General features: G+C 68.7%; 11 protein-coding genes. 7 read left to right on the top strand and 4 right to left on the bottom strand.

Features of this window, described 5'->3' with window-relative positions; translation table 11 throughout:
- Window positions 1-284 precede the first annotated feature (284 nt).
- The 4 genes from BM43_RS12015 (at window position 285) to BM43_RS12030 (ending at window position 5,222) form a co-directional block, all read left to right on the top strand.
- Entirely contained in the window at window positions 285-686 is a 402-nt protein-coding gene (locus BM43_RS12015) for a hypothetical protein (protein ID WP_025101081.1), read from the top strand.
- 76 nt (window positions 687-762) lie between these two features.
- Window positions 763-3,078, top strand: coding sequence for an outer membrane protein assembly factor BamA (gene bamA / locus BM43_RS12020; protein WP_172535058.1), 2,316 nt, complete (start codon window positions 763-765; stop codon window positions 3,076-3,078).
- A 114-nt stretch (window positions 3,079-3,192) separates the two neighbouring features.
- On the top strand, window positions 3,193-4,236 hold the full coding sequence (locus tag BM43_RS12025) for a lysozyme inhibitor LprI family protein (RefSeq protein WP_036055436.1): 1,044 nt from the start codon (window positions 3,193-3,195) through the stop codon (window positions 4,234-4,236).
- 125 nt (window positions 4,237-4,361) lie between these two features.
- Window positions 4,362-5,222 carry a hypothetical protein gene (locus BM43_RS12030; RefSeq protein ID WP_036055435.1) on the top strand — a complete coding sequence of 287 codons (861 nt, stop codon included), beginning with the start codon at window positions 4,362-4,364 and terminating at the stop codon, window positions 5,220-5,222.
- A 434-nt stretch (window positions 5,223-5,656) separates the two neighbouring features.
- Here BM43_RS12030 and BM43_RS12035 read toward each other — a convergent pair whose 3' ends face one another.
- The gene (locus BM43_RS12035; RefSeq protein WP_036055434.1) at window positions 5,657-5,992 is read right to left on the bottom strand and encodes a hypothetical protein; all 336 of its coding nucleotides are present in this window, start codon (window positions 5,990-5,992) and stop codon (window positions 5,657-5,659) included.
- Between the two features lie 297 nt (window positions 5,993-6,289).
- Entirely contained in the window at window positions 6,290-7,066 is a 777-nt protein-coding gene (locus BM43_RS12040) for an SDR family oxidoreductase (RefSeq protein WP_036055433.1), read from the bottom strand.
- 213 nt (window positions 7,067-7,279) lie between these two features.
- Between BM43_RS12040 and BM43_RS12045 the strand changes: the two genes are divergently transcribed.
- Window positions 7,280-7,513, top strand: coding sequence for a hypothetical protein (locus BM43_RS12045; RefSeq protein WP_025101610.1), 234 nt, complete (start codon window positions 7,280-7,282; stop codon window positions 7,511-7,513).
- Window positions 7,514-7,773: 260 nt separating this feature from the next.
- Here BM43_RS12045 and BM43_RS12050 read toward each other — a convergent pair whose 3' ends face one another.
- A complete protein-coding gene (locus BM43_RS12050) occupies window positions 7,774-8,925 on the bottom strand; it encodes a GGDEF domain-containing protein (protein WP_080941769.1) in 1,152 nt (383 codons plus the stop codon).
- A gap of 501 nt (window positions 8,926-9,426) precedes the next feature.
- Between BM43_RS12050 and BM43_RS12055 the strand changes: the two genes are divergently transcribed.
- Complete coding sequence (locus BM43_RS12055) at window positions 9,427-9,960, top strand: RrF2 family transcriptional regulator (RefSeq protein ID WP_013691333.1); 534 nt, start codon at window positions 9,427-9,429, stop codon at window positions 9,958-9,960.
- Between the two features lie 108 nt (window positions 9,961-10,068).
- On the opposite strand, the gene BM43_RS12060 is transcribed toward BM43_RS12055, so the two are convergent.
- The gene (locus BM43_RS12060) at window positions 10,069-11,280 is read right to left on the bottom strand and encodes an NAD(P)/FAD-dependent oxidoreductase (RefSeq protein WP_036055431.1); all 1,212 of its coding nucleotides are present in this window, start codon (window positions 11,278-11,280) and stop codon (window positions 10,069-10,071) included.
- Window positions 11,281-11,555: 275 nt separating this feature from the next.
- Here BM43_RS12060 and pdxR point away from each other — a divergent pair, with 275 nt between their 5' ends.
- Complete coding sequence (gene pdxR, locus BM43_RS12065) at window positions 11,556-13,028, top strand: MocR-like pyridoxine biosynthesis transcription factor PdxR (protein WP_036055430.1); 1,473 nt, start codon at window positions 11,556-11,558, stop codon at window positions 13,026-13,028.
- The last annotated feature ends 24 nt before the right edge of the window (window positions 13,029-13,052 follow it).

The raw sequence follows: 13,052 nt of genomic DNA on the forward strand, positions 1-13,052 counted from the left end.
GATTGGCCTTCGCGAACGACGCGCGCCGTCTCCCGCTCACCCATGCAGCGATCCGAAATGCGGCGCGCGCCGCTCATCCATCCGCCGGCTCGGGCAGCTTCCGCGCGAGCGCCCCATCCCTTGCACGACGAGCCCGGCGCGAGCAATCGATACCGGCGCCGCGCCCTCCTCCCTCTGCCTCGATCCCGTCAGCAGCCGGAAAGAAACATGCAGTAAACGGCAGGTAACCCGTCGACTCACGCGCAACGCGATACTCGCTTCCGTTTTCCCACCGGATCGCGACGATGGCACCGCCCCAGGCTTCCTATTCGATCGATGCGCTGCACGGCTTCGAGCTGACCGAAGACGGGCAGTACCTGATGCTCAACAGCAACCAGCCCGATCGCATCGCCCTGCACTGCTCGGTGATGCATGAACTGCTGGCGGCGCTGTCGAATGCGATCGGCTCGTCCGAGCGCATCCGCCACAAGCAGCGCGGCGTCAAGTTCGTGATGCCCTGCGAGGCCTGGACGGTGGGACGCGACGCCGGTGGCGCGCCGGACCTGATCCTGTCGTTCCGCCTGCCCGGCGGCGCCGAGCTGTCGTTCCAGGTCGGCCGCGCGCTGGCCGGCCAGATGGCCGACGTGCTGGCGCTGGCGAGCGGCCCCGCCGCGGCCCTGCCGCGCGCGGCCGGCTCGCTGCAATAAACCCGCGTCCTCGACAAGCCCGCGTCCTCGGTCGCGAACCCGCTATTCCCGGCTCCTCCGCCTCTTCCTCATCCGCATGAATGCACGCTCCCTGTCGTCACGCCGCCTGCGCTACCTGACGTTCGCCGGCCTTGGCGTGACGTCCGTCACCGCCTGCGCGGCCGATCCGTTCACCATCTCCGACATCCGGATCGAGGGCCTGCAACGCATCGAGCCCGGCTCGGTGTTCGCCTACCTGCCGATGAAGCAGGGCGACACCTACAACGACGACCTGGCCTCCGAAGCGATCCGCAAGCTCTACGCGACGGGCTTCTTCAACGACGTGAAGGTGGCCACCGAGGGCACGGTGGTGATCGTGCAGGTGCAGGAGCGCCCGGCGATCTCGTCGATCGACTTCAGCGGCATCAAGGAATTCGACAAGGACAACCTGACCAAGGCGCTGAGCTCGGTCGGCCTGGCGCGCGGCCGGTACTACGACAAGTCGCTGGTGGACAAGGCCGAGCAGGAGCTCAAGCGCCAGTACCTCACGCGCGGCTACTACGCGGCCGAGGTCACCACCAACATCACGCCGGTGGACGCCAACCGCGTGTCGATCCTGTTCTCGGTGGCCGAAGGCCCGAGCGCGAAGATCCGCCAGGTCAACTTCATCGGCAACCACACCTTCAAGACCAGCACCCTGCTCGACGAGATGCAGCTGTCGACGCCGAACTGGTTCTCCTGGTACACCAAGAACGACCTCTACTCGAAGGAGAAGCTCACGGGCGACCTGGAGAACGTGCGCTCGTACTACCTCGACCGCGGCTACCTCGAGTTCAATTTCGACTCGACCCAGGTGTCGATCTCGCCCGACAAGAAGGACATGTACCTGACCATCACGGTGCATGAGGGCCAGCCCTACACGATCTCGAAGGTCCAGCTCGCGGGCAACCTGCTGGACCGCCAGGCCGAGCTGCAGAAGCTGGTGAAGATCAAGGCCGGCGAGCGGTTCTCGGCCGCCAAGCTGCAGGCCACCACCAAGGCGGTGGTCGACAAGCTCGGCGAATACGGCTACGCGTTCGCGACTGTCAATGCCCAGCCCGAGATTGACCAGGTCACGCACAAGGTGGGCCTGACGCTGGTGGTCGATCCTGGCCATCGCGTCTACGTGCGGCACATCAACATCACCGGCAACTCGCGCACGCGCGACGAGGTGGTGCGCCGCGAGATGCGCCAGATGGAAAGCGCCTGGTTCGATTCGGGGCGCCTCGCGCTGTCGAAGGACCGCATCAACCGGCTCGGCTACTTCACCGACGTCGACATCTCGACGGTGCCGGTGGAAGGCACCACCGACCAGGTCGACGTCAACGTGAAGGTGACCGAGAAGCCGACCGGCTCGATCTCGCTGGGGGTGGGCTACGGCTCCGGCGAAGGCCCGATCATCTCGGCCAGCGTCTCGCAGGACAACGTGTTCGGCTCGGGCACCAGCCTCTCGGTGACGGTCAACACGGCCACCACCTATCGCACGCTGGCAGTCGAGCAGGTGGACCCGTACTTCACGATCGACGGCATCCGGCGCATCACCGACGTCTACTACCGCACCAGCGAGCCGCTCTACTACTCGAGCACCACCGACACCAGCTTCCGCGTGATCACCTACGGCGCCTCGATGAAGTTCGGCATCCCGTTCTCGGAAACCGACACGGTGTTCTTCGGCATCGGCCTCGAGCAGAACCGGCTCGACGTGGACTCGACCACGCCGCAGAGCTATATCGACTACGTGAACTCGTTCGGCCGCGTCTCGAACAACGTGCCGGCCACGGTGGGCTGGTCGCGCGACAACCGCGACAGCACGCTGATCCCGAGCCGCGGCTACTTCCTGCAGGCGAACGCCGAGTACGGCACGCCGATCGCGGCCACCACCTACGTGAAGAGCGACCTGCAAGCGCAGTACTACTACTCGTTCGCGCGCGGCTTCATCCTCGGCCTGAACTTCCAGGGCGGCTACGGCAAGGGCCTGGAAGGCAAGCCCTACCCGATCTTCAAGAACTACTACGCGGGCGGGATCGGCTCGGTGCGCGGCTACGAATCGAGTTCGCTGGGCCCGCGCGACGCCACCACCAACGACCCGATCGGCGGCTCGAAGATGGTGGTCGGCAATATCGAGCTGACCGTGCCGCTGCCCGGCACCGGCTACGACCGCACGCTGCGCGTGTTCACCTTCGTCGACGGCGGCAACGTGTGGGGCTCGGAAGGCAACAGCATCGGCGCAAACGGGCTGCGCTACAGCTACGGCGCCGGCCTCGAATGGATCTCGCCGATCGGCCCGCTCAAGATCGACCTCGGCTTCCCGGTCGTCAAGCACACCGGCGACCAGTACCAGAAGTTCCAGTTCCAGATCGGTACGTCGTTTTAAGGAAACGATCGTCCCGATCCGTCTCCCCCGCGCGCGCCGCTTCGCGTAGGATATCCGGCGGTCCGCGCGCGGATCCGCGGCGCCGGCCTGCGCCGCCGACATCATGGAGACCGTATGAACACCTCGACTGACCGGGCCGCCTCGATCGGCAAGCTGCTGGTCGCCACGCTCGCCATCCTCTCCAGCGCCGCCCAGGCGGCGGGCTTCGACTGCGCGAAGGCGAGTTCGCCGACCGAGCAACGCATCTGCGCCGACGCGCAGTTGTCGAAGCAGGACGAGACGCTGCAGGCGCTCTATGCGCAAGTGCCGGCCTCGCCCGACTGGCGCGCGGACCAGCGCGCCTGGCTGGCCCGGCGCGACGCATGTGGCGACGACGCCTGCCTGCGCAACCTCTACGCCGACCGCATCGTGGTGCTGCGCCATGCGCGCACGCCGTTCCACTGGGGCACGCGCTGGCAGCGCGTCGACGCGGGCGGCCACGACGGCGCGCAGCTCGACATCACGCAGGTCAACGAGCGGCAGTTCTCGTTCAGCTTCGATGCGGTGGCCGGCGTGAATTCCGGCGCGCTATCCGAGACGGCGCGCTTTTCCGCGCCCGACACGGCCAGCTATGTCGGCGACGCGAAGATGGATACCCAAGGCTGCGTGCTGACCTTCCGGCGCGTGCTGAACCGGCTCGAGGTCGAACAGCAGGGCGGTGCCTTCGCCTGCGGCGCCGGCGTGGGCGTCTCCTACGGCGGCGATTACGTCGCTGCCGCGCGCGACCCGAACGCCGAGCCGAGCCTGCTCTCGCTCGGCGTGGCGAGCACGCCTGCGCAGGACGCGGCGCTGCGCAAGCTGCTCGGACGCGACTACCGGACCATGGTGGCGACGGCCAGCGTAGTCGACACGCAGGCCGACAATCTCGACGGCAATGGCGCGCGCGTGGTCGGGATGTTCGTGCAGGGCGTCGCCTGCGATACCAAGTCCGTATTGATGAGCGACGCTCACGGGCACCTCTGGGCGGGCGTCTGGGAAGCGGGCGCGGTCTCGGCGCCGGCGCAACTGCGCTACTACACCAATGTCGCCGCCGACAAGCAGCGGCTGCCCAAGACGATCGCCGCGGTCAACGCCGAGACCTGCCCCGGCGAGCCCGTCACGGTCCGGATGATGCCCTGAGGCGAAACGGGCCCGGGATGACGCTTCGCCTGCATGCCCGCCATGGCGCCTCGCGCCAAGCCGCGAACCGTCGTGACGGGGGCCGGCATGCTAGATTGGCAGGCACCGCCTCTCACGACATCGCCATGCCGATTCCCGACCGGTTCGCCGCCCGCCGCCACCCGCGCCGCGCCACTGTTGCCGCCCTCGCCACCTTGCTGCTGACGCTGGCAGCCTGCGCGCCGTCGCAGCCGCCCGGCGCGGCCGCGTCCACGCCGGCCACGCCGCTGTCGGGCGCCGCCCCGCTCACGCTCGAACGCGCCAAGTCCGACGCCTTCGTCGCGCAATACGGCATCGAGCCCGATTCGCCGAAGGCGGCCATCATCGCGCGCTGGCGCGAGAAGATGCTGACCGATCCCGACATCGTGCGCGCCTTCGGCATGGGCGACGGCGGCCAGGCCGGGCGCTCGCTCGCCGAGCGGCGCCCCGAGTTCTTCAGCGAGGGGTCGCTGCGCGTCTCGCAGTCGGACCGCTCGACCTTCATCTCGATCGGCGCGCGCGTGCTGGACGCGGCGCCGCCCGATTGCGGCGGCGAGAAGAGCATGAGCGCCGTGATCGTGCGCTACCTGTCGCTGGCCAGGCTGTCCGACCAGGACATCGACGACTACTTCCGGATCACCTACGAATCGCTGAAGCGCTCGGCGCAGCAGACGCCGCTGGCCACCGTCAACGAGCCGCAACGCGAGCAGGGACGCAACGCGCTGTCGGCGGCGATCGCCGAACGGCTCAAGGGCGACCCGGACGCGGCGCGCTCGCTGGCCGCCGCGGTGGCCGACCCGGCCGCCGTCACGCCGGAGATCTGGTGCAGCAACATGCGCACCATGGAGCACGCGGTGCTGAGCATTCCGCAGCCGCAGCGCGACTGGCTGCTGATCTCGATCCAGACCGACGCGCTGGCCAGGCGCAGCGCCAACCTGCCGGTGCCGCGCCCGCCGTCGGCGCCCTGAACGAGCGCGCCAGGGCGCGCCTGCACGCCGGTCGATTGCTTCCCGGCCCGCAACAGTCGAGGCAAGCGGGCGCGATCGACATCATCAGGTTGCATGCGCAAACAAGCGCTTCCGCATGCGCCGGGCGCATCGCACCGAATTAGCCATCTTTGACAGTTCGAGGATGGGCTCCACTAAAACCAGCGCAAGCGTTTGCGCAAACGCTTGCCGAAAAATAATCAAGCCCGGCATCTCGCATTAACGGCAGGGAGTCGACATTCATTAATGGCCGGGCACTGGAATTTACGATCGGCGATGGTTTTTTCAGGCCGTTCATGCGATTATTCCGCGGCGACGTTATCCATACGTCGCACGGAAATACCGCTGGCCCGTAATCCGGCGGCATTATCCAGTGCCTTGACGATCCGCGCCGCACGGCGCGGATCTTTTTCCGCTCAGCGGCGCAGTTGCCGTGCGCTCGCGAAACGATGGCGCCGCTCGCCGTCCTGCACGCTGTCGACGCCGATCCGGTAGGCACGCCGCGCGTACTCGCGATGCCGGGCCAGCTCGGCCACCAGGCTGCTGGTGTACACGTCGAGCAGCCTGGCGCTGCCGTCGGCCGCCTCCCCCTCGCTGCCGACGCTGCGACCGATCATCATGCCGATCCCGCAATAACCGTCGATGCTGCCCGTCATCCGCTCGTTCGGACAGTGCCGGTCGAAATCCGCCTTCAATCTTTTCAAGCGAAGATCCCTGATCGTATCGACGATCAGCCATTTGATGAATTTCACGTTGGCCTCGATGTTCTAATTGTGTCCCGACAAAATGCTCGGTTTAGCGCCAGCGAGTGAGCTCATATCCCCGTGAAATGCCGAATGGCGTCGTTCGCATCGCGCGCGCCGGCGATTCTAAATCATAAATTCGGAATCGGGATTAATCGCAAATCGATACCGCCGCATTCGCGACTATTTCCCATTATTTAATTCCCGCCAGGAGACAATCAGGCGATTGTTCCGGCATTACGCGAAATCGGCGAGGTTGTGGCGAGGCCGGAACGGCCTCGCCGAGGCGGGTGATATCGAGCCGGCCTAGCCGCGGCCGACGAAGGGCATCTGGCTGGCCATCACCGTCATGTTCAGCACGTTCGCCGTGAGCGGCAGGCTCGCTATGTAGCCGACCGCGTCGGCCACGTGCGAGACGTCGAACATCGGCTCGGTGGCGATGCTGCCGTTGGCCTGCAGCACGCCGCGCTGCATCCGCTCGGAGAGTTCGGTCAGCGCGTTGCCGATGTCGATCTGGCAGCCGACGATGCCGAACTGGCGGCCGTCCAGCGCGATGCTCTTGGTCAGGCCCAGCACCGCGTGCTTGCTGGCCGTGTAGGGCGAGGTGAAGGGGCGCGGCGTGTGCGCCGAGATCGAGCCGTTGTTGATGATGCGGCCGCCGCGCGGCGTCTGCCGGCGCATCAGTGCGAAGGCGCCGCGCGCGCAGAGGAATACGCCGGTCACGTTGGTGTCGATCACGTCGCGCCACTGCTCGACGCTCAACTCGTCCATCGGCACCGCCGGGGCGTTCACGCCGGCATTGTTGAACAGCAGGTCGAGGCGGCCGTAGGTCCGCTCGATGGTCGCGTAGAGCTCGTCGACGCTGGCCGCGTCGCGCACGTCGACCGTCACCGCGAGCGCTTCGCGGCCGTCGGCCCTGGCCTCCTCGACCAAGGCGGCCAACGGCTCGGCGCGCCGCCCCGCGGCCACCACCGTGAAGCCGTCGGCCAGCAGCCGCCTGGCCGCGGCGCGGCCGATCCCGCTGCCGGCACCCGTCACGAGTGCGATGCGCGGCGCGGCCGCGGTGCTTGCTGTCGATTCCATCCTGAAGTCTCCTGTGGCTGTCGCGAACGAGGGCGGCGCGGCCGGGACGGCACGCGCCGCTCAGCGCCAGTGTAGGCAAGTCCGGCCGCGCGTGGGTGCAAGGCGCGACCGGCGGCGGGCGCACCGCGAAGGTGCTAGCATGGCGCAAGCCGCTGCCGGCTTGCGCCGCGGGCTTTCGATACGCTTGCACATCGCAGGGAACCAGGAGGAGTTATGTCTATCGACTATCGTGGGTTTCGCGTGACCACGGACGTCTCGCCGGACGATACCGGCATGCAGTGGCGCTACAGCGCGAAGATCGACCCCGTCGACGACAGCTATCGCGACGCGAAGCTGCCGCCCGTCGAGGGCACGGTATCGCGGCTGAAGATCGACGTGCTGATGGTGATGAGCATGGTCGAGCAACTCGCCAAGGACATGATCGAGGAGTGGCACAAGAAGCAGTGAGCCGGCGCGCGCCGCTCGCATCCTGACCGGCTCGCCGGAGCCGGAAGCCGCCGCGGTCCTCGACGGTCATGCAGTTCCGCGCGACGTGTCCCGCGTCGCGCATCACCGGTTCGGCTCCCGACGCGGCAGCGTCGCGCGAGACGATCCGGCGCCCTCCCCGCCTCGCTTTCCATTCCCGCCGCTGCCACACCATCCGCAGGCTTCATTTACCGGCTTCATTCGCCGACCGACCGGACGGCCGGGACGTGACGCGCCTGGACTCAGCGACGCCCGCCCTCGCCCGGCGCGGCGCTCGCGCCTTGGCCGACCAGCGCCGAATGGGCGAGGCGGATCGCGTCGTGGCCTGCCTGCTTGGCCTCGTAGAGCGCGAGATCGGCCCGCACGTAGAGACGCTCGAAGGTGTCGCCGCCCTCGGCCGAGGCGATGCCGCCGCTGATCGTGTAGCGGTATTCGCCGCCCGGCGTCATCACCGCGCGCGCGGCCGCCGCGACGCGCAGGCGCTCGCCGGCCTGCCAGGCGTCACGTGCCGAGGTACCCGGCAGCAACACCCCGAAGGTTTCGCCGCCGAGCCGGCCGAGCACGGTCTCGGCGCGCAGTTGCGCCGAGGCGAGCTGGGCGAAGTCGCGCAGCAAGGCATCGCCGCCGTCGCGGCCCGCGACCTGGTTGGCCCGTTCGAGATGATCGAGTTCGATCAGCAGCAGCGCGACGGGACGGCCGCCGCGCTGACGCGCCAGCCGCTCGCGCACCAGCGCCTCGAAGCGGTCGCGCTCCGGCAGGCCCGTCAGCGGATCGCCATGAGCCGGGCCGGCGGGGCGCGCCAGCAGCGCATCCTGCGCCAGCAGCACGGCGGCCAGCGGCAGCAGTGCCAGCGCGATGCCGCCCAGCGGCGACGCCGCGGCCAGCAGGGGAAACACCGGCACGGCCGCCTGGGCGCAGGAGCCGAAGCCGACCAGCAAGGCCAGCGCCGCCACCCCGCGCGACGACCAGGCGGCGGTGCCCGATGCCGGCCGACGCACCATGCCGAGCGCGATCAGGACACCGAACGCAAGGGCATAGATGCCCGCCGCCAAGCTGCCGAGCATGCCGCCGTGGCGCATGAGCTGGCTGGCCGCCAATACCAGGCCGAGCACCGCCAGCGCGCCGCCGAGCAGGGCCCAGGACGGCCGCCGCCCGCCGAAGCGCAGGCAACCGGCCAGGAAACAGGCCAGCGAGGCGGCCGCGACGAAGCTGGCCGGCGCGCCGGCCAGCGCGCCCGACCAGGACAGCCAGGACGCGATCGCAGCCAGCGCGGCGGCGGCGCTCCATTCGCGCAGGCCGGGCAAGGCGGCGCGCAGCAAGGAGACCAGCAGGACGAGTGCAGCCAGCGCGATCGAGGCGCCGAGCATGATGAGGCAGGGAGAGGATTCGGTCATGCGCGGGTCAGCGGTCCTGCCCGGCGGTGAGGGTCGGCAGACTGGCCGTCATGCCTGAAGGCGGTTCGCCGCCCTCGATACGAACTGCGATGCTCGAGCCGGCCAACGGCCGGCAGGATGGTTAAAGCGCCCCGGACATCCATGTCAATCTCTCACTCTGTTGTCGACGGATCGTCCGCATGCGAGATGCATAGGTACAGATCGATCCGGAGCCGCCGCGCCGGGCGGCACGACTGGCATCGCGCGCCCGCTCGGTCGGGCATGGACAGCCAGGCCTGGTGCCGCTCGCCTGCCTGCCCGATACCACGTCGCCATGACGGCGACCGACTCGCTGTGATTGTAGGGGGGGATTCGCGCCGAAATGTATCGAGCTTGAAAACTTTATCAATCTTTCACTTGCGCACCGGGCTCTTCCGGTGCTTGGCACGTCGTGCGGTGCACCGGTTGCACAGGCTCCCGAAGCACGCTACCCTAACTCCGATTATTCAAGTCGGAGTGGCAATGGCACACATCAGTACAGGCGTCGAATACGGGCTGCATTGCCTGCTCTACCTGGCCGAGCCGGCCTCCGGCATGCGCGAGGCGAGCGTGCGCGACCTCGCCGAGCTGCAGGGCGTGCCGCTCGATTTTCTCGCCAAGCTGTTCACCAAGCTGCACAAGGCGGGGCTGGTGATCGCCACCGAAGGCGCGAAGGGCGGCTTCGCGCTGGCGCGGCCGGCCGACCAGATCTCGGTGCTCGACGTGGTCAGCGCGATCGACGGCGACAAGTCCCTGTTCGAATGTCGCGAGGTGCGCGAGCGTTGCGCCGTGTTCGAAGGGACCAAGCCGGCCTGGGCGACCAGCGGCGTCTGCGCGATCCATTCGGTGATGCAGCAGGCGGAGAAGAAGATGCGCGAGTCGCTGGCCTCGCAGTCGCTCGCCGATATTGCTGAGCGCTTCTCATCGAAGGCGCCGCGCAGTTTCGGGCCGCAGGTGGTGAAGTGGTTCGAGGATCGCGCCGCGAGCCGGCGCCGCGAACGCGGCGCGGCGGGCTGAACGAGGCAAGCCGAACGCAGCCGGCATCGCCGGCTGCCGACATGACAAGAGGGGCGGCCCGCCGGGCCGCCCCTTCTCGTTGATGCCGCGCTCGCTCAGGCCACCACCTCATGCCACCACGATACGCAGCGGATCGGCCGCCGCCAGCGCCTCGGCACGATCGGCCGCGGGCGGATAGATCCACTCCGAGTTGATCTGCCGCTTGAGCGTCTTCGCCTGCGCACCCTCCAGCTTCACCACGCGGTCCCAGCCCTCCGTATAGACGGCGCCCCACGGCCCGAGGTCGAGGCAGGTCACGTACTTCGGCTGGCTATAGGGCAGCGGCGCCTGGCCGAGCAGGTCGGCGGCCGCGTTGTGGCCGGCCGAACGGCCCAGGTTCATGGCGTGCTGGCAGGACATCTTGGCGTGATTGCCGGCATCGTCGGTCGCGGCATAGGCGCAATCGCCCGTCGCGAACACGTCCTCCACGCCGATCACCTTCAGGTTGCGATCGACGAACAGGCGGCCGAAGCCATCGCGCTCGCCGGGAATCTGCGCGGTCAACGCGCTGGCCCGCGCGCCGGCGGTCCAGATCACGGTGGCAGCCTCGATCCGCTCGCCGTTGGCCAGCGTCACGCCGCCGGCATCCACCGCGGCCACGCCCGAGCCGAGCTTCCAGCTCACGCCGAGTTCGCCCAGTGCCTGCGTGATGACGGGGCGCGGGCCCGGGCCCAGGTCGGCGCCGAGTTCGTCGTTGCCATCGACCAGGATCACCCGCACCTCGGCATCGGCACCCAGCGTCTCGCGCAGGCGCGCCGGCATTTCGGCGGCGGTCTCGATGCCGGTGAAACCGGCGCCCGCGATCACCACCGTGGCGCGCGCGGCGCCGGCCGGCAACTGGCCGAGCGTCTTCAGGTGCGCCTCCAGCTTCACGGCCTCCTCGAGCTGGTCGACGTTGAACGCGTGCGCGTCGAGCCCCTCGATCGCGGGCCGGAACAGCCGGCTGCCGGCCGCCAGCACCAGGCGGTCGTAGCCGATCTCCCGGCGCGCCGCGCCGGCCTGGGTGCCGATCACCGCGACCTTGCGATTCGCCACGTCGATGGTTTCCACATGGCCGGCAACGAAGCGCACGCCAACGGCATCGAACAAGGCCTGCAGCGGCGCCTTCATCGCGCCCGGGTCCGCCTCGTAGAGGCGCGGGCGCACATGCAGCTCGGGCGCCGGCGCCACCAGGGCAATCTCGACGTCGTCGCGGCCGAGCTGATCGAGCAAGCGCGCCGACGCCAGCGCGCTCCACATACCGGCAAAGCCGGCGCCGATGACAAGAATGCGTTTCGACACTTTTCTCTCTCCTGGACAGGTCACGATTTCGGGCGGCACGCTCGCCGCACGTCGAATAACTCGGATTCTATTTGTCGTAGTTCGTAGATGCAAGTGTGGAATCCGCAACAAATCGTCTCGATTTCCAGCTTGCGCGATGGCGATCGATCTCGTATCTTATGTGCGACTCTATTTATCCAAGTTACATGCCTGAAGCCCGTCCTCCAGCGCCGGACGCTCAGTTTTCCTGATCAGCCGGCGCCCTCGAAGACCAGACTCATGCCCTCCTGCCGCCGATGAGCCAACGCGACCGCGACCTGAAACTCGACATCGACCGCGGCCTGCGCCTGCCGGTCTATCTGCAGATCTGCGAGCGCTTCAAGCACGCGATCGGCGCCGGCCATCTGCGGCCCGGCGATCGCGTGCCGGCCGTGCGCGGCCTGGCCACCGAGCTGAACACGGCGCGCGGCACGGTCGAGATGGCCTATCGGATCCTGGTCGACGAGGGTTATCTGCAGGTGCGCGGCGCGGCCGGCACCTATGTGTCGCCATCGCTGCCGCCGGCCGCCTTGCGCCAGGCCGCGCGCGGCGCGAAGGCGCCGGCACGGGACAAGCCGGCGGCGGCACCGGCCGCAACCGATGCGTTCCGCGAGCATGGCGGCGCCCCGCTGCCGCTGCAGCCGGGCCTGCCCGCGCTCGACGCCTTCCCGCGCAAGGTCTGGAATCGCCTGGTCGCCTATCGCCTGCGGCGCGCCGAGCCGGCCGCGCACGCCTACCCGGCGCCGCTCGGCCATGCGCCGTTGCGCGAGAAGATCGCCAGCTATCTCGGTGTGTCGCGCGGGGTGGCCTGCACGCCCGAGCAGGTGTTCGTCACCAGCGGCTATCGCGCCACGCTCGAGCTGGTGCTGCGCGCGCTCGCCTCGCCGGGCGATCGCGTCTGGTACGAGGACCCCGGCTACCTGCTGGCGCGGCGCTTCCTGGTGGATGCGGGCGTCTCGCTGGTGCCGGTGCCGGTGGATGCGGAAGGGCTCGACGTGGAGCGCGGCATCGCGCTCGATCCGCAAGCGCGCTTCGCGGTGGTCACGCCCTCGCACCAGAGCCCGCTCGGCGTGACGCTTTCGCTGGCGCGCCGCATCGCCCTGCTCGACTGGGCCTCGCGCTCGGGAAGCTGGATCATCGAGGACGACTACGACAGCGAATTCCGCTACACGGGCCGCCCGCTGCCGGCGCTGAAGAGCCTCGACCGCCACGATCGCGTGATCTATTGCGGCACCTTCAGCAAGGTGATGGTGCCGGGCCTGCGGCTCGCCTACGTGGTGGTGCCCGAGCGCGCCATCGCGCGCATGCGGCGGATCTGCCAGAGCATGAATGCGGGCTCGCCCTATCTATTGCAGGCGGGCGTGGCCGACTTCATCGCGCAAGGACATTTCGCGCGCCACCTGAAGCGCATGCGCGCACTGTATGCCGAGCGGCGCGAGTTCATGGCCGAGGCGCTGCGCGAGGCTTTCGGCGCGCGCCTGCGGGTCGAGCTGCCGGCCGGCGGCATGCACCTCGCGGTGGGCTTCGAGGCGTCGGCCGAGCTCGACGATCTCGTCTTCGCGGCGCAGGCGCGCGAAGCCGGGCTCGGCATCAGCGCGCTGTCGGAGTGGTATGCGAATGGACGCGCCAAGCCGGCGCGACGCGGCTTCGTGCTCGGCTTCGCCAACGTGGCGAGCCGCGACGAGGCACGCGGCCTGGCGCGATTGCTGCTGGCGATCTACGAGCGCTGAACGAACGCGCACACGGCGCGCTCC

It is taken from the genome of Burkholderia gladioli, assembly GCF_000959725.1.
Classification (GTDB): Bacteria; Pseudomonadota; Gammaproteobacteria; order Burkholderiales; family Burkholderiaceae; genus Burkholderia; species Burkholderia gladioli.